The organism is Candidatus Amoebophilus asiaticus 5a2 (assembly GCF_000020565.1).
Classification (GTDB): Bacteria; Bacteroidota; Bacteroidia; order Cytophagales; family Amoebophilaceae; genus Amoebophilus; species Amoebophilus asiaticus.
Genome location: NC_010830.1, coordinates 1,756,392 through 1,772,652, shown reverse-complemented (window position 1 = coordinate 1,772,652; position 16,261 = coordinate 1,756,392). Strand labels below are relative to the sequence as shown.

At 34.0% G+C, this 16,261-nt stretch carries 10 protein-coding genes, 1 tRNA gene and 2 pseudogenes; 5 read left to right on the top strand and 8 right to left on the bottom strand.

Translation table 11 applies throughout. The features are described from left to right. Positions 1–373: 373 nt before the first annotated feature. The 5 genes from AASI_RS07120 to AASI_RS07100 all read right to left on the bottom strand — a co-directional run bounded on the left by AASI_RS07120 (position 374) and on the right by AASI_RS07100 (position 8,555). On the bottom strand, positions 374–553 hold the full coding sequence (locus tag AASI_RS07120) for a hypothetical protein (protein WP_012473432.1): 180 nt from the start codon (positions 551–553) through the stop codon (positions 374–376). Positions 554–677: 124 nt separating this feature from the next. Continuing rightward, entirely contained in the window at positions 678–1,676 is a 999-nt protein-coding gene (locus tag AASI_RS07115; RefSeq protein WP_012473431.1) for a hypothetical protein, read from the bottom strand. A gap of 464 nt (positions 1,677–2,140) precedes the next feature. After that, complete coding sequence (locus AASI_RS07110) at positions 2,141–5,800, bottom strand: hypothetical protein (protein ID WP_012473430.1); 3,660 nt, start codon at positions 5,798–5,800, stop codon at positions 2,141–2,143. 586 nt (positions 5,801–6,386) lie between these two features. Further along, positions 6,387–6,923 (bottom strand): NADPH-dependent FMN reductase, encoded by a 537-nt coding sequence (locus AASI_RS07105; protein WP_012473429.1) that lies wholly within the window; start codon positions 6,921–6,923, stop codon positions 6,387–6,389. A gap of 804 nt (positions 6,924–7,727) precedes the next feature. Further along, positions 7,728–8,555 (bottom strand): IS5-like element ISCaa6 family transposase, encoded by an 828-nt coding sequence (locus tag AASI_RS07100; protein WP_012472753.1) that lies wholly within the window; start codon positions 8,553–8,555, stop codon positions 7,728–7,730. Positions 8,556–9,330: 775 nt separating this feature from the next. Between AASI_RS07100 and AASI_RS07095 the strand changes: the two genes are divergently transcribed. Further along, a tRNA-Arg gene (locus AASI_RS07095) sits at positions 9,331–9,403 on the top strand. A gap of 166 nt (positions 9,404–9,569) precedes the next feature. On the opposite strand, the pseudogene AASI_RS08720 reads toward AASI_RS07095, so the two are convergent. Further along, positions 9,570–9,805: pseudogene (locus tag AASI_RS08720) on the bottom strand (IS982 family transposase); the annotation flags it as partial. Between the two features lie 73 nt (positions 9,806–9,878). Between AASI_RS08720 and AASI_RS08465 the strand changes: the two are divergent. Next, positions 9,879–10,705, top strand: a protein-coding gene (locus tag AASI_RS08465) for an IS5-like element ISCaa3 family transposase (RefSeq protein WP_148204984.1) whose coding sequence is annotated in 2 segments (ribosomal slippage) — positions 9,879–10,266 and positions 10,266–10,705 — 828 coding nt in all. Because the reading frame shifts where the segments join, the coding sequence is not laid out codon by codon here. 17 nt (positions 10,706–10,722) lie between these two features. On the opposite strand, the pseudogene AASI_RS07080 reads toward AASI_RS08465, so the two are convergent. Next, positions 10,723–11,310 (bottom strand): annotated as a pseudogene (locus AASI_RS07080) (transposase); the annotation flags it as partial. 428 nt (positions 11,311–11,738) lie between these two features. Between AASI_RS07080 and AASI_RS07075 the strand changes: the two are divergent. The 3 genes from AASI_RS07075 (at position 11,739) to AASI_RS07060 (ending at position 15,089) form a co-directional block, all read left to right on the top strand. Then, positions 11,739–13,136 (top strand): F-box-like domain-containing protein, encoded by a 1,398-nt coding sequence (locus AASI_RS07075; protein WP_012473424.1) that lies wholly within the window; start codon positions 11,739–11,741, stop codon positions 13,134–13,136. A 169-nt stretch (positions 13,137–13,305) separates the two neighbouring features. Continuing rightward, a protein-coding gene (locus tag AASI_RS08460; protein ID WP_148204921.1) for an IS1 family transposase occupies positions 13,306–13,985 on the top strand; the annotation gives its coding sequence in 2 pieces (ribosomal slippage) (positions 13,306–13,624 and positions 13,624–13,985; 681 coding nt in all). Between the two features lie 360 nt (positions 13,986–14,345). Then, positions 14,346–15,089: a hypothetical protein gene (locus tag AASI_RS07060; protein WP_187146266.1), complete on the top strand. Its 744-nt coding sequence runs from the start codon at positions 14,346–14,348 to the stop codon at positions 15,087–15,089. A gap of 23 nt (positions 15,090–15,112) precedes the next feature. Here AASI_RS07060 and AASI_RS07055 read toward each other — a convergent pair whose 3' ends face one another. Next, a complete protein-coding gene (locus AASI_RS07055; RefSeq protein ID WP_044283109.1) occupies positions 15,113–16,114 on the bottom strand; it encodes an IS110 family RNA-guided transposase in 1,002 nt (333 codons plus the stop codon). Positions 16,115–16,261: the final 147 nt, after the last annotated feature.

The following is a 16,261-nucleotide window of genomic DNA, read 5'->3' as shown; positions in this document are numbered from 1 at the left end:
ACTGTTATAAAAAAGCAGAGGTGCATTTTGCATAATTGAGAAAATACAAGAAATGAAAATATGCATTTAAAGCATGTGAAACGCAGGTTAAATTTTTACAAATAGTGAATTTAACTCTGGAAAATCTAGTGTATTTATCAATTTCTTCTTTCGCAGCAGGTCTATTATTTTAACAGTGCTTAAAATCAACCATATACTAAATACTAACCACCAACAATAGTTTTTATAGGTGGTTGCTAAATAAAATATTCGTTTTGGATTTATTTTAAAGGTGGTAGACCTGTGAACGTGTATTGATGTGTAATATATATAACATAAAAAGGGTTCCTCAAGAACCCTTTTTATAACATGTTATGTAAATGCTTAATTTAAACTACGCACCGTCATTCTTTCTGTTTTGTACATCAAGTCTGATACGTTGTGCCATTTCTTTTAGATCTTGCATACCTTTTCTGATACGAGTCCCAGCTGTTTTGTTACCCTTATCATAGAATTTTGCAAAATCGTCTTCTAAGCCTTTTACATGCTTCAATAGGCTCTCAAATTGATTCATATTCTCAGTTTTTAAACTATTTAAAATATTACTCTAATTGCTAATATAGCCAAAATGTTTTTCTTAACAAGAAAAAATAACATTTAAGCTAATTTTTTATATAGAATACAGTATTATAGCTGTACTATTTATTATATAATCTGTCCCCTAAATAATTTTTTCCTGTAAACATAGAAACTCCACGATAAGCTTTGTTTGAGTGTTTGTGTTTGACATCTATATTACAGCCAGGTAAAGGACATCTAGGTATTTCAGGACAGTTAATAGTGAAACCTACCTGAAAAAATATACTTTGTTGATTTAGGCTTACTAACTTAGTAGAATTATTAGGTAAAATCTTATCTACAGTATTGCTATGCTCATACATGAGTCTACCAAATAGGCTAAAATATTCTGAAATATGTTTCTCCAGCGTTAATCCTATTCCTACAGGAACAGGCGCAATCCAGTTGTGAGCTGCTGTAGCATCTTTTATAATATTTCCATAAGTAAAGTTTAAGCTTACTTGTGTATTAAGTAATAGTGTATAAGCATTATTTTCTAGTAGTTTAAAACTTGGCATCAAGTAAGCTTTTAGTACATAGTGCATTCCTATTGGATCAACATAGTCACCTAAGTCTTCTCGGTATCTCTCTTCGGGTTGTAATATTTTAATGAAATGTATACAAATACTACTTCCTAATTCAACTCTAAGTTTTTTGAAGATATCTACATGACCACTAAATGTTATAGGAAAAGTATTGCCTTTGCCTTCAAAACCTATAGAAAGATTATTAGTATTATTCGCTAAACTGCTTAGTGTTTGCTCATTCTCATATAGTAATGTTCGAACATAGGGTTGCCTAAACCATCTGATTAAATATCCTACCTTTGCTTCGGAAGGAATATGTAGATAATGATTGCCGTCCTTTTTTATAACAGCTATTCCCACAGTTTGATTATGATAATAGGTTTTACCATATCCCATGGAAAAATTAAAATGTATGGGGTTAATAAGCTTCCTTAGCTTGGAGGTAGATTTTGCATACATCATATTAGGTATGCAAAAGAGAATCAGTAACCCTACTACATATTTCTTTATCTGAAACCTAGAATGTATTTTATCAAAAGAATAGCTTTTCATTACTTCTTTATATATATCCTTTAAAGATTATAGGGTGGCACTAGCTTAAATATTAGGTATACCTAAAGATTACTTATTTACATTTTTATTGACAGCTAAAATAGATACTTTAAAGTGAATTAAATAATTGTTTTAGCACCAAATTATGAATTTTAATTGTGTGCTTAGGCCTTATCTATATCTGTATAAAGCTATTATTATTAACGCTATTTTATAATTCTTAAGCAATTATAAAAATTTACTAACATAGCTGTCTATATAAAATTGTTAATAATACATAAACCATCCAAATTTCTAAATTATATCACTTATATCAATTTTAATATTATAAGCATGGGACATAAGTAATAAATAATGCATATGTATTGTTTATACTCGTCCCCACACTTACTACTAATAGGTATAGCACTAAACTATTTCTATAATTTTATTTAATCTTACTTATAAGTCCCACTTTTCGTATTTTAGTTTCCCTTCTTTTCACCTTTTTCTTCTTCTATTTTGGCTTTTTCTCGTTCCTTTTCTGCTTTTTCTTTCTCTTTCTGTATCTTTCTCTCCTGTTTCTCTGCTTCTCTTTTCTGTTTCTCCACTTCTCTCTTGGCTTTTTTGGCCTCTTCTTCTCCTCTTATTAAAGCCATATTTTTCCAAACCACATTTTTTGTATTGCCTATTGCTACGCCTTCATAGATAAGCTGAAGAGTAAATGAGGCTTCTCTAGCTCCGGTTAGACTAGGTATCATTAGGTCGTTGATCGGTACCCCCAATTTTTTAACATCTAACTCGTAATCAAAGTATCCATCTTTTGAGTTTGGTTTAAATCTACTAGCAATAATGCCTGGTTGGTCTTTAAGAATGATATCTACATACATTCCGCTTATTCTTTTAACTCGTACTATCAACTCTCCTTGTTTCGGTGAATCTTTTCCTTTATTATCTACAGTAAATTCTAGTATATTATCTGTTGGTTTAAATTCGTGCTTCATATCACCCCCTATCTGGCTTTTTGCTACATTCAACTTAAGCTTAATGTCTTTTGGTGTCCAGATTACCTCTTGTGGGTTTCCTACTTTTTTACCATCATAAATTAATTCTATTTTAAATCTAGCCTTTTTTTCATAGTCTGCAGGCTCTATCATGAAATATTCAAGCAAATTACCTTGTTGTGTAGTGCTAATATTAAATTTAAATATGCCTGACTTTTCACTAGATGGTAGGGGAGTTACATTTACATTAGGTTTAGCTTTAATAGTAGATCTTCCTTCTTTCCTTGTAAACCTAACTGATAACTTTCCTTCTTCTAGGCTATTTTTTTCTTGTACATCTTTAGCATCCCTTTTTATTTTAAAGGATATAGTAGTGTTTTCCTCACCATGTCCACGTAATAGAGTAGAAAGCTCGGTTATATATAATCCTATTACTTTTTCTACCCAAGTAATGGTTTTAGGTTTACCTATTTCTACAGTGTCATATACAAGCTGCATAGTAAATTTAGCTTTTCTCTCACCTTCTCTAGGTAGTATTACAAAGTCTGCAATCTCATTGCCTATATCATCACTATTTAATGGAAATTCAAAAAAACCCTTCCCTGTTTCGTTGGCGCTCTCTGGCTTCATACCCGGATCCATATTCTCCCCGGTAGATACTCTACCTATGTTAGCCAGGTGTCCTTTATTTCTTATAAACTTTATATATAACTTACCTTTTTCCGGCTTATCTTTTCCTTTATTAACGATGGTAAATTTTATTTTATCATCTTCTCCCCCTAGTTTGTTATGTACGTTAGTTAGTTGTAACTGTATATCTTTTTCTTCCCAAATTAAAGTTTTGGCGTCCCCTATATCGATGCCATCATAAACAAGTTGTAATCTAAACTCAGCTTTGGCTTCTCCAACACGTGGGTCTATTCGTAAGTCTGCAATTTCTCTGTTTAAATGGTCAATATTTATTTTAAGCTCATATAAACCCTCTCCTTTATCCTTAAATTTATCTACCTCACCATTTATATACACTATTTTAGAATTGTAACCTTTTTTCCTTGTTAAGCGGAGAAGTAGTTCGTTTTTTTCTGGATTATTTTTACCTTTATTTTTTATCTTAAATTTGATATCTGTTGTATCTCCTCTTAATCTTTCTGTTAAGTCTTGGATATCAAGTTGAACATGCTCAGCTTCCCAAGTTAAAGTTTGAGATTGACCCATTGCTATTCCATCATATACAAGCTGCAATTCAAATTTAGCCTTGATCTCTCCGTCCCTAAGCCCCATATTTAGCCCTGCTAAAGTATTGCCTATATTGATGGAGTCTAACTCTAATTCAAACACACCATGTCCTTTTGGTTCAATTTTTTTTCCTTGAACTTCACCCTCTATCTTAGCATCATATCCTTCTATCCTTGTAAATCTAAGTATTAATGGCTTTTCTGCTTCTGGCTGGTCTTTGCCTTTGCTTTTTACTTTAAAGTCTATATTGGTATTCTCGCGCCCAACTATTTTCTTGTTTTTAGGAAGGCCAGCTAGTTCTAATCTAACATCTTTAGCTTTCCAAGTTATGGTTTTAGGCTTGCCTATCTCCATACCATCATAGAAAAGCTGTACGTTAAATTGAGCTTCTTTATCACCTTTTTGAGTGCTTATACGTAGTTTATCGATAAAGGTAGATTCTATTTCATAATTAGTAAGGGGTATCTCAAAAATACCAGGGCCTACTTCAAGGGACTTGGATGCAGTAGTATCAGATGCTGCCTTAGCAGTAGCTAGTTCTATTTTAGCATTCGTATTCACAAGCCTTTCTATTCTAAGGATTGTTCTACTTTCTTCTGGCCTATCTTTTCCTTTATCATCAATACTAAATTTAATAATCTGCCCATCTCCTTCACCTACCAATTTTTTGTTCTCCTTAGTAAATTTCAGTTCTAGCCTAATATCTGCAGCTCGCCAAGTTACCAGTTTATGCTTTCCTACATTCATATTGTTGTAGACTAGCTGTAGCTTAAACTGTGCACATGTATCTCCTTTATCTACTTCTATACTTAAGCCTTTGATAGGTTCTTTACCTTTTGTTTCCAAGTGTCCTTTTAAATTTTCTTTGGTTATGGGTAGCTCAAAAAAGGTTCTTAACTTACCGGTTTTTTTATCTATTTCTCCATCTTCTTTTTCTGTAGCACCAATAATGCGTGCATTGCTATCAAGTGTTTTTGTTATCCTTAAAATTAGATTATCATCCAGGTCTTCTAGCTCATGCCCTTTAAGCTTTACAGAAAATTCTATATCATTATTATCTCCCCTTAAATCCTGCGTTACATTTTTTAATGAATAGTTAATTTTTTTAGCCATCCAGGTAATTGTCTTAGATTTCCCTATTTTTGTACCTTTATAAGCTAGCTGAACATCAAATGTGGCTTTGGTCTCTCCTGGTTCAACTTCAATACTTAAAGTGTTGTTCGCCTCCACAAAGTCGTTTGGTTGTATAGATAACTCAAAAATTCCTGCTTGGTGGTCAGATTTGAAATTTGGCGAGCCTGCTGGTCCTTTAATATAAGCTTTGTGACCATCTTTTCTTGTAAATGTGAGTACAATTTGATCTTCATCTGGCTTGTCTTTGCCTTTGCTTTTGATTTTGAAAGGAAGCCCTTTCTTATGATCATATAATTTTCTAGGAATTCCCTTGATAGCTAATCTAATATCTTTGTATTCCCAAGTTACTCTCTTAGGTTTGCCTTGATATTCTTGGTTGTAAACTAGCTCAAGTTCGAATACGGCTCTTTGTTCCTTCTCTGCATCTATTTTAATCTCTAAATCATCAATATCTTCGTCTAGCCTCTTTATATTATATTCAAACAAACCAGGTGATATCTCTGCGAGTTCTGTTCCTGTTTTTGTCATAATTGTAGCACTTTGCCCTTCTTTACGAGTCAATCGTAAAAATAGGCTTCCATTTGAAATAGCATTGCTGCTCTTATTTCTTTCTACTTTAAATCTTATATTTCTATTTTCCCGGGCTAAGTGTTTAGTAAGTACTTTTAATTTAAAATCTGATTCTTTATGATGTAAGGCTCTTGGTTTACATTCTTTCTGACAAGAAGCTATAGTTAATAAGCAGCATAAACTAGTCAGCTTTATTATCAATTTGAGTGATCGTATTTTTAGCGTGTGCGACATTTTAAGACTAACGATTATTTTATAAGATTTAACAAGGCTTATTTTGAAAATTTATGTATTAATTATACCTATACCTTCCGATACATGGGAATGAATGATATTTAAATAATAAGCTTTATTGTGGATATAAACAATATAGTTGCCTGGTTTTTTTTATAAGCTTGTTCGAAATTAGAAGTTGATTATATGGTCGGGTTCTATAGGGCTTATTTATTTAAGGTAGTAGGGTAAACAGATTAACTCGATCTTTCAATATAACTAGAAATTATTGACATTATAGGAGTTGATTTATGCTCCATTTTTAGTATAGCTTTGTGTGTTTAACGTTAGACATAACTCACAAGATTATTTATAAGGATATAAATAGTTGATTATAGTTCTTTTTAGTTATTGCACTGTTAATGAAGCAAGATGGGATTGTTAAATTGGGATACTTGTATTATACCAAGATATTAATTTTAAGTTAATATAGCTCAGTTTTAATTCTTTACCTATCCAAGATTAACAATGCCAGCAAGAGCACTATATATAATATAAGTAAACAAGAATATACTTAAAAGTTAATAATACCTTCTGCTTGTTCTTCTAATAGTTGAGCATAGCTAGGGTTAGCTAAAATGGTTTCTAATCTGCTATCACTTATTCTTGAAAGAGTTAAGTTAAGTGGGTATACATGCATTCTAAGGTAATGGAATATATCGGTAAGATGGCTAAGTGCAAAGCTGCCGCCTCTATATCCTTTTGAAATTCCTACGAGCGCACATTTCTTTCCTGCAAAAGTTTTAGGAAATTCTAATTCATCAATAAAAGCTTTTAAAACGCCAGGGAAAGACGCATTATAATCAGGTACAATAAATACATACTTTTGTGCTTGCTCCATCTGTGATTTAGCTTGATTAAAAGCATTATCTTTCCCACAATTCTCATGTAAAGCACTAGCCATAAAATCAGGAGGTAAGCTAGCGAGTTCTAGCACTTGTGCTGAAGCTGACTTGTTTTTTAAGATCTCAGCATAATGGTGAGCTAAAGCTGAAGTTAATGAGTTAGGACGGTTGGTTCCTACTACAACTAAAATGGGTTGGTCTGGCATATTGTATTGATTTATGTAATTGAAACTATAAACTGTGTACTATAAAGTAAAGTTATATATATGTTAACACTAAATCTATAAGTGTAACACTTAGCGTATTATCCTGTGCTGTATGCCAAAACTTGGCATGTTAAAGAGGCAGCTATAAAAACACAAAGTTACTAATCGTTGTCTGTGTTAGGCGACTTAGCTAATTAAGTTATTTTTCAAGCTATAATAAGCAGGGTATGCCACAGAGCAAGATAATACATCTATAGCTTTATCAAGTTAAAAACTAGATGTAATAATTTGTTAGAAAAAGTATATAAAGTACTTCTGTTGCGTCAAAAGAATTGTAGGTATAGAGCTGCCGTAAAGTACTCATATATATTGTTGCAGTAAGAGGAGATGTTGATAGAATATTAGTTTTAAAAAAATATGGTACAGAAATAATAAATGTAAAAGCAAATAATGGAAATACTGCAATGGATATAGGTATTGAGAAAGGTCACTGGCACACAGTAGCTATGCTGCTAGAGATAGATATTACAGTTTATAAAAAAATACAAAAGATTTAAATTAAAAAAACAGCAGACACTTATCCGTATTAAAATGATTAAAAATGGTGCCATTTCTATGTCAAGCGTAAATTTTTAGAGAGACTTTTTAATGGTGGTTATTATTAAGCCAGGTGCTTATTTCTGATAGCATTGATAACAGGTAGGTTGTTTTCTTGCTTCAATTAGACCTACTGCGAAAGAGGTAAAATAGAGTAGAATTTTAAATAAAATAAAGAAGGGAGCTTGGCTCTAGCGACATTATTTGTTAAAAAGCGTACTTGAAGTTTATAAGCCCGGATATAATGTTAAAGCGAAGGTTATATTTTTTCTGAAAATTCCTGTATACCTCTGCCATAATTTTAAATACCTTGATCTCTCTTATCTTATGCTCTACCTTCATGCGTATGGAGGCTAGCTTTCTGTTATGGTCTTTTTGCTCTTTGGTTAATGGCCGCTTACGGCTCTTTTTGTAGGGTATCATTACATTGCTCTGTAGCTTTTGCCAGCCTTGATAACCACTATCTGCCAGCTTTAAGCTTTCTTTAGGTAAGGGTTTTTCTCCTTTACGGATTTTAAAGTCATGCACTCTTCCTTTATGTGATTTGGAGACAGACAGTATTCTCCCATCTTCTCTGATGACTATCTCTGTTTTTATGGTATGTCTCTTTTTCTTGCCTGAATAAGATTTCTTTTGCTTTTTACTAGGTCTTTGCGTAGGCTGTTCACTTACATCTGCTAATATGCGCAATACCTTGTCTGGGGTTAAAGTCCTATCTTTTTTAATGCTAATTTTCTTAGCTAGTAAGGGCTCCATTTTTCTTAGCAAGCGGCATATGTTAGCGTTGTGTAAGTTAAATAAGTAGCCTAGAAATACATGGCTAATATAGGTGCGGTAATATACCAAAACACAGAGCAGTTTATCCTCTAAGGTAGGTAAATGGCTCCGACGTCCATGGCGCAGCTTGCTCGCTTCTAACTTTTCAAAGACAGGCCTTACTTTTTGAACTAATTTATCAAATGTTTCTAGCCTCAATCCAGTTATTCTTCTAAAATTGTATGGGTACTTGCTTATTCTGGTGTAGGTTAAATGCATACTTATTCCTTTTAGTATATAACAAGGATTACATTTTAACCTTTTCTACTCTCTTTATCAACCTCTTTCGCAGTAGGTCTATTCTTTCTGATAGGAAAGCTGCATCTGCTTATTGTGAACAATTGAGCTTAAGGCATACAAATGTAGGGTAGCTTTTGGCGCTTTGGTAGTTATAAGATAGGCTTGATATTTGTCCCTTATTACTACTAGAATTATACTCGAAGCGTACTCTCCAGCATAAGAGGCTGGCTGTTTAGTATTACCAAAATACTAATCCTATAATCCTTACAGAAGCTGCAATTTGATAGTTCTTGTTGAACTTTGATTCGTCTCCTATAATAATATTTAATGCTTGCTCTATTGCTCTAATTTGCATGTTTAAACTTGCTGGGAATTTTAAGCAATTTTCTTGAACCATATTACTCTGCTGTTATAAGCCAACAGCTCTTAGTTCTTCAATAGAAGTTAACAAACGTTTTTTAGTATCAATTAAGCGTTCTATTGTGGCTAATAACCCAGCTAGCTGTTTTGAAGATATCTGATTTGTGCTGTATTTTACCTCTTTGTGAAACTATATTTTGCCAACCTATCCTTTGGCTCATACAAGCTTTGATGTTACCTTATTTTGAATATTTTAAGATATTTACTACAAAATTATATATAACTTCCATAATCTATATTAAATTTGTAGCTACGCAGGTATGGCAAGGATGCTGGCTTTGCCTTCTATATGAGGGTTTCTGTAGCTCTCTGATAACCAACCTATAATAAAATCGGTCTCATAGCTCAACGGATAGAGCAACTGCCTTCTAAGCAGTAGGTTGAAGGTTCGAGTCCTTCTGAGACCACTATAGTTTAATAGGTAAAATATACAGTTTTTGCCTATTATGTTGCGATTTAAATTTCTGAACTTACATTATCTTGTTATCAAACCCATACTTTTAGTTTTTTACTATTCTTGGTATTTATATAACTCAAGCGTCACCTATAGCGTCACTTAGTTAACCTAAGTTGCTAGTTGAGGAAAGCTTTGTTGATTTGAAAAGCTAACAAAAACAAGAGAATTTTGTTCAGAAAGCCTTGGAAGGTAACAGCATGGATCTTCCTTAAGAAAAGGCCTTTAATGCCACTAATGCTGTTTCCATCACTTTTCGCATGCGCCCTTTGAGATAAGCCAGGCAAGGAGTATCCTTTTGATGAACATTGGCTTTACGCTGAGAGTAAAGTTTAATCTGTTTATCAGCCAACATATATTAGAGTTCTTCTGAAACCTAAGGAATAAGCATAAATGTATAAATTAGGGATAAAAAAACAGAAAGATTAATGGAAAACAGTCATCTAAAAACCTTAAAGCCAGAAGAATTCCGTCGCTTAACAGGCGTAAAGGCTGAGACCTTTGCCAAAATGTTAGCTATCATACAGAAAGCCATTCAAACAAAGAAAGCTAAAGGAGGGCGGCCTAATAAACTGAGTTGTGAACAAATGTTTTTAATGACTTTAGAATATTTAAGAGAATACCGCACATACTTCCATATTTCAAAAAGTTATGGAATAAGTGAGAGTAATTGCTATTATACCATCCGTTTTATTGAAGAGGCGTTAATTAAAAGTGGTCAATTCACTTTACCAGGCCGTAAAGCATTGTTAAAAAGCGATATGGAATATGCAGTAATCTTAATAGATGCTACAGAGAGCCCCATTGAGCGGCCTAAAAAAAGCAGCGATATTACTACTCAGGTAAAAAGAAACGACATACACTAAAGACACAACTAGTTGTCGATAAGCAAACGCGAGCCATAATATGTAGTAGTTTTTCAAATGGAAAGCGGCATGACTTTCGCTTGTTTAAGGAATCTAAGGTACATATAAGCCAGCATAGTCAAGTCATAGTAGATACAGGCTATCAAGGGTTAAAGAGGCTACATGACAAATCGCTTATGCCTAAAAAACGCAGTAAAAAGCATTCTTTGGCCAAAGCCGATAAGAGGAGTAATCAGCAATTAGCCAGCCAAAGGGTGCTTAGCGAGCATATAATTGGTATGCTCAAGCGGTTTAAAATTTTAGCGGAGCGTTACAGAAATAGGAGAAAAAGATTTGGGCTACGCTTTAATCTTATTGCTGGAATTTATAACTATGAACTTTTATGTTAAGTTTCGGAAGAACTCTATTCTAGAAGGTAGTTGGTATAAGCCGAGTCAGCATAGAGTGCACTACCAGCAGGCAAACAGAAAGGCAGTTGATGCAATCCTTTAACATCTGCTTGAATAGCAGGCACCATTGAGAATTCAACTGGGATGCCTTTACTAATTGTAATCAATTGCACCTTAATGCCATAAAAGTGTAACGGCACATAGAGGCTTTGTAGCCGCGATAAGCCTCACTTTGCAATAACTTACACCGGCGAGTATATATGTTGCAACAGAATAGGTATAGGAAAGGAATCCAACACAAAATCCTTGCAGGTGGCTACTTGCTTGATGAGATTGACTATTGCTAAAAAGAGGGTCGTTATCTCTTCTCCTATAGCATGCAAGCGGCGATTATACCTACTTTTATCGAGCATGTTAGGGATAAGCTTAGTGGAATGTATAAACGATCGGACTTTGTCAAGATGTCCGCCAAAGTATAAGGCTGAGACGATAGCTGTTATCAGAATCGCTGCATCTGACAATTTCCTTTTTTTATCTTGTTGATGGTACAAATACTTCAGTAAATGTTCAATAAATGAGTATATTGTTATTGATTTTTCAATCATAATGACTTCCGGTTTTTTAGTTTATACAAAAACAAGATCAAAGGTTTTTTATTTTTTTACCTACTATTAACTAGCAACTTGGTTTAATTATAAATTAATTTTTCTCTTGCTTCTACCTTATGTGCAAACTAGCTATATAGTAGGAGGGGTTTGAAGTCGAACTACCTTTGGAGCTATCAACAATGCTAAGTTGTTGGGTTACTCGCTACAATGTAAAATAAAAGGGATGAAGATTACAATATGTATCAGCGGGAGCAAATGAATAGAGAAATATGCTCTCATTAGCTTAATAGAGAACTACTTCTGCTAAAGGGGTCAAGTTTTTAAGCAAGAATCACCGAATTAATCAATGCTAGTTGCAAAAACATAGACCATATTAGTATATGAACTAGCTACCAACTTCTATATTTGCTTACTAAATAAAAAGTATGAGAGAACGTTACTTCTTATCTCTACCACTGGTGGCATGCCTTTTGCTCGCAAGCTTGCTTTTACAAAATTGTGGAGGTTCAACCAATCTACCTATTGAAGGAGAAGAAGAATCAACAGAAACTACAGAGCAAGAAGGAGAAGCTCAGCAAGGAAGGAGAAAAAGAGCAAGAATTGAACAAGAGATTGGTGGTTTAGGAATAACAGGAACACAACAGGAGCTTCTGGAAGAATCTTCAAATATTTTTAATATTCTTCCTCCAGAAATATGGCAAGAGGTTTTCTCACACTTAGATTTTGAAGGTATCCTGGCAGCAAGAAGGATAAGTTACGCTTGGAATGAGTTAATCTCAGGCACACCATACATAGGTGCAGTAGGTGTGGAGAATAAACCTTGTCACATAATTGATACACGAGGTTGGATAACAAAAAAGGAAATAAATTTTAGGAGTAAAAAGTTAAGTATATTAACCCCTGCAACCATTCCTAGCTTTGCCTTTTATCGGTTAATGGCGAAGGTAGAAAATCTACCTCAAGCATTTTGGCCCTATTTACAAGGGACAAACGTACATACGCTTGATTTAAGCAATAATGATATAGACAATAAAGGTATCATAGAGGTGGCTAGGATTTTACCATACACTCAGATACATACCCTAGATTTAGGCGACAATGATATAGACGATAGAGATATCATAGAGGTGGCTAGGGTTTTGCCATACACTCAGATACATACTCTTTGGTTAGACTATACTGGAATAAGATATAAAGGTCTTGTAGAGCTGGCTAAAGTTTTGCCACAAACTCAGATACATACCTTAGATTTAGGCAGTAATAGTATAAGAGATGCAGGTATGATAGAGCTTGTTAAATTGTTGCCACAAACGCAGATACATACCCTTTGTTTAGCGGGCAATGAATTAGGAGATGAAACGCTAACAGAACTGACTAAAGTTTTACCGCAAACTCAAATGCATAGCCTTGATTTAGGCTATAATTATAATAACATAGGATATGCAGCTCTAATAAAGCTGGCTAAAGTTTTACCACAAACTCAGATACATACCCTTGATTTAAATGGGAATCAAATAGGAGAGGAAGGTATCACAGAGCTAGCTAAGGTTTTATCACAAACTCAAATACATACCCTTGATTTAAGCAGCAATAGTATAGGATATGCAGGTACAATAGAGTTGGTTAAAGTTTTGCCACAAACTCAGATACATACCCTCGATTTAAGTTATAATAGTATAAGAGATGCAGGTATAATAGAACTGGCTAAGATTTTACCACAAACTCAACTACATATTCTTAAGTTAATAGAAATACAGGTATCGGATGAAGTAAAATATTTAGTAAGAGAGCAGTATCCTAATATTAATATTACTATTGGTTAGTACATGTGTAAGACTACCTTTTTAGAAAGGCATATGGGAAAATCCATCACGTAGTTTAGATTTACATCTTATATGTGCATTCTAATATGCCGATAAGATGGGACTCAACGGGATAGAAAATTAAGGTATTGTTAAATTAGGATAGAATTAGTAAGTTAGAGGAAAAAGTATGAACTGTCCTCGATGTAATAATACTCAAAGCTGTAAAGATGGAATTGTTAGAGGTAGACAGCACTACCAGTGTAAAAGTTGCCGTTTCCGTTACACAGTTAGCCACAAATCAGATGTTAAACCTGTATCTACTAAGCGAAAAGCGTTGCAATTATACTTAGAAGGATTAGGATTTCGAGCTATAGGGCGTATACTCAACATAAGCTATGGAACAGTCTATCAATGGGTAAAAGCATGTGGAGATCAAGTAAGTTTACCAGAAAGCCAAGATCAAGTAGATATAGTCGAGATGGATGAAATACACACATATGTGGGTTCAAAAAAGTCTACTGCTGGATATGGATAGCTGTTGATAGATTGAGCAAGCGTTTTATATCATATGTGTGTGGAGATCGCTCGACACAAACCGGACTGAAGTTATGGGAGCGCGTCAAGGATATAGGCAAGCTGTATTGTAGTGACTATTGGAAAAGTTATGAGCAGTTTATTCCAAAAGATAAACACCGACAAAGCAAATCAGAAACATATACAGTGGAAGGATATAATAGCTTAATGAGGCACTATTTAGCAAGATTTAAGCGTAAAGGAAAATGCTATAGCAAACAGGTGCACATGATAGAAAAATCGCTCAACCTGCTAATGGCCAAGCTAAATAATCAGCTGCCTATCTTAATTTAACAATACCAAAATTAATAATCTTTGGGGTTTGCAGTCCGTTCAAAACGGAAACGTCCACTAAGAAATTTTCTTTAGCTTTTTCACCAAAATATTAATACCTTCACTAAGGGACTGAACACAAGGATAGTTGTAAAAGGTTGTTATATCCATCTTCTTGTTGGGCTATCTCTGTTAATATGTGTTTAACTTGTGCTTTTGTAAACTCTATTTTTTCCATAGTTCACTAAGTGTTTAAAGTGGCTTCCTATTTTAATATTTCTTCTCTTTTCTACAACCCCACTTATACACAATTTTTATAGATACTACCCTAATAATTCTTTAAATTACACTCCTTATATGTAAACTTTTACTTTAAAAATGGTGTATTTACAATTTAGCAAAAGCCAGAGATTAATAGCTCGTTTATTACTCATCGTATACCTTTTAGAGAGCTGTCAAATTTTTAACAATTCACCTGTTCTTCAATCTTACAAGCAAGAACACCGACTTTCTATCACTAACTCTTTCATTTCTAAAGAAACTGCCAACCTTTTAGAAGACCATATCGTTATAACCAAACAAGGTGAACAAATAAAATTTAAGAAAACTGCTAATGGAGCTATGCAGGCAACAGTAATCGAAAATCTAGGGGGAACACTCGGCAGAGCATACATACTACCTATATACATAGACCCAGCACTAAGAATTACAGAAACCACCATTAAGAATAAAGGATGGCAAACACAATTTATACATGTTATAGATAACCGTGTGCACATAGCACAAATAGGCTTATTAGGTGGAGGTAAAGAAAAAGAAAAAGAAGGAACAGTTATACACGTTACTTCTACCACTTCATCACAAAAGCCGTTAAAAAGAAATAGAGCAGATAAGGGAAAGGAAATTACTGAAAAAAGTAAGAGAAGGAAATTACAAGAAGAAGATTCCGAAAGAGAACCAACAGAAGAAGAAAAAAGGGTATTTCAACTTGGTGAAAGCATGAAAATTAAAGAAGAGCCGACAGAAAAAGAAACAGGCCCAATGGATTTGGAAGCCATAACAGCCAATGTTGACGCTCAATATCAGTATGAACAGGATTTCTATGGTAAAAGCAATCTTATTTAGGGTTTTTATACCCAAGATTTTAACTAGCTATTTTGTAAGGGCACATACATCCTTTCACCTTTAACACAAGCATATATTCTTTGTAATATTTTATTTCGAACAGCATTTAAAACACTCATCTTGTTTTTACCTTCTTTAACTTTTCTTTCAAAGTAGCTACGCATGGTCCCAGCTCGTCTAATAGCACTCAAAGCGCACATATGTAAAGAAGTTTTCAATCGTTTGTTAGCCATTGGATGTACACGTGTCCTTCCTCTTATGCTAGAGCCAGAACTATACTCGAATGGAACTACTCCAGCGTATGAGCCTAGTTTTTTGGCATTATCGAACCTTTTAAAATCATGTGTATAGACTAGTAGTTGCAAAGCTGTTATCGCTCCCACATGGTCCACAGAACGAATATAGCTGTAGCTTGCTTTAAGAGTTGTATCTGCCTCTACTAAGCCTTCTAGATCTTTATCTATACTCTTGATTTCTTTCTCTAAAGCAGATAAGCTTTGTTTACAAGCTTTTTTAACCATCTTTTCTTCTTCCACAAGACCTACTTGCTTTAACTCTCCAATAGGCGTTAAAAGCATTTTGCGAGCTTTGATCAGTCTTTCCCTGGCTGAAAGTAACTCGGATACCTTTTGTAAATTTTTATCTTTAAGGCTATACGCTTTAGCTTTATCTTGATTGCGAAAAGCATACAAGCAGATCCTTTGGGCATCTATTTTGTCTGTTTTACCTCTTTGAAGTCCCATACTCCATTTAATGGCAACTGGATTTTCGACCCAACAAAACACTTTCTGGCTTTGCAGATAATTAACCAGTAAGTGGTGATATATACCTGTATTTTCCATGCATACCAGTAACTTATCAAGGTCTACTTTCTTTTCGCAAAGCCACTCGAGCATCTTTTTATAGCCTTTTAAGTGGTTAGAAAACTCTTTGAGAGTAAGGCTTGCACCTGCTTTATTTTCACTTAAAGCTAGATCTATTTTGCTTTTGGATATATCTATTCCAAGAAGATAAGTAAATTGCATATACAAGTTAATTTTATTTAGTTCCATAATATCTAACAGTTAACAGGTTATAGTTCAACCCCGTGATAATAGGTCTTTAGCCTAAATTTCTATCTGAAACTGCCTGTTAAAAGCAACGGGGGATTAAACCCTGTCATAGGCCATTAT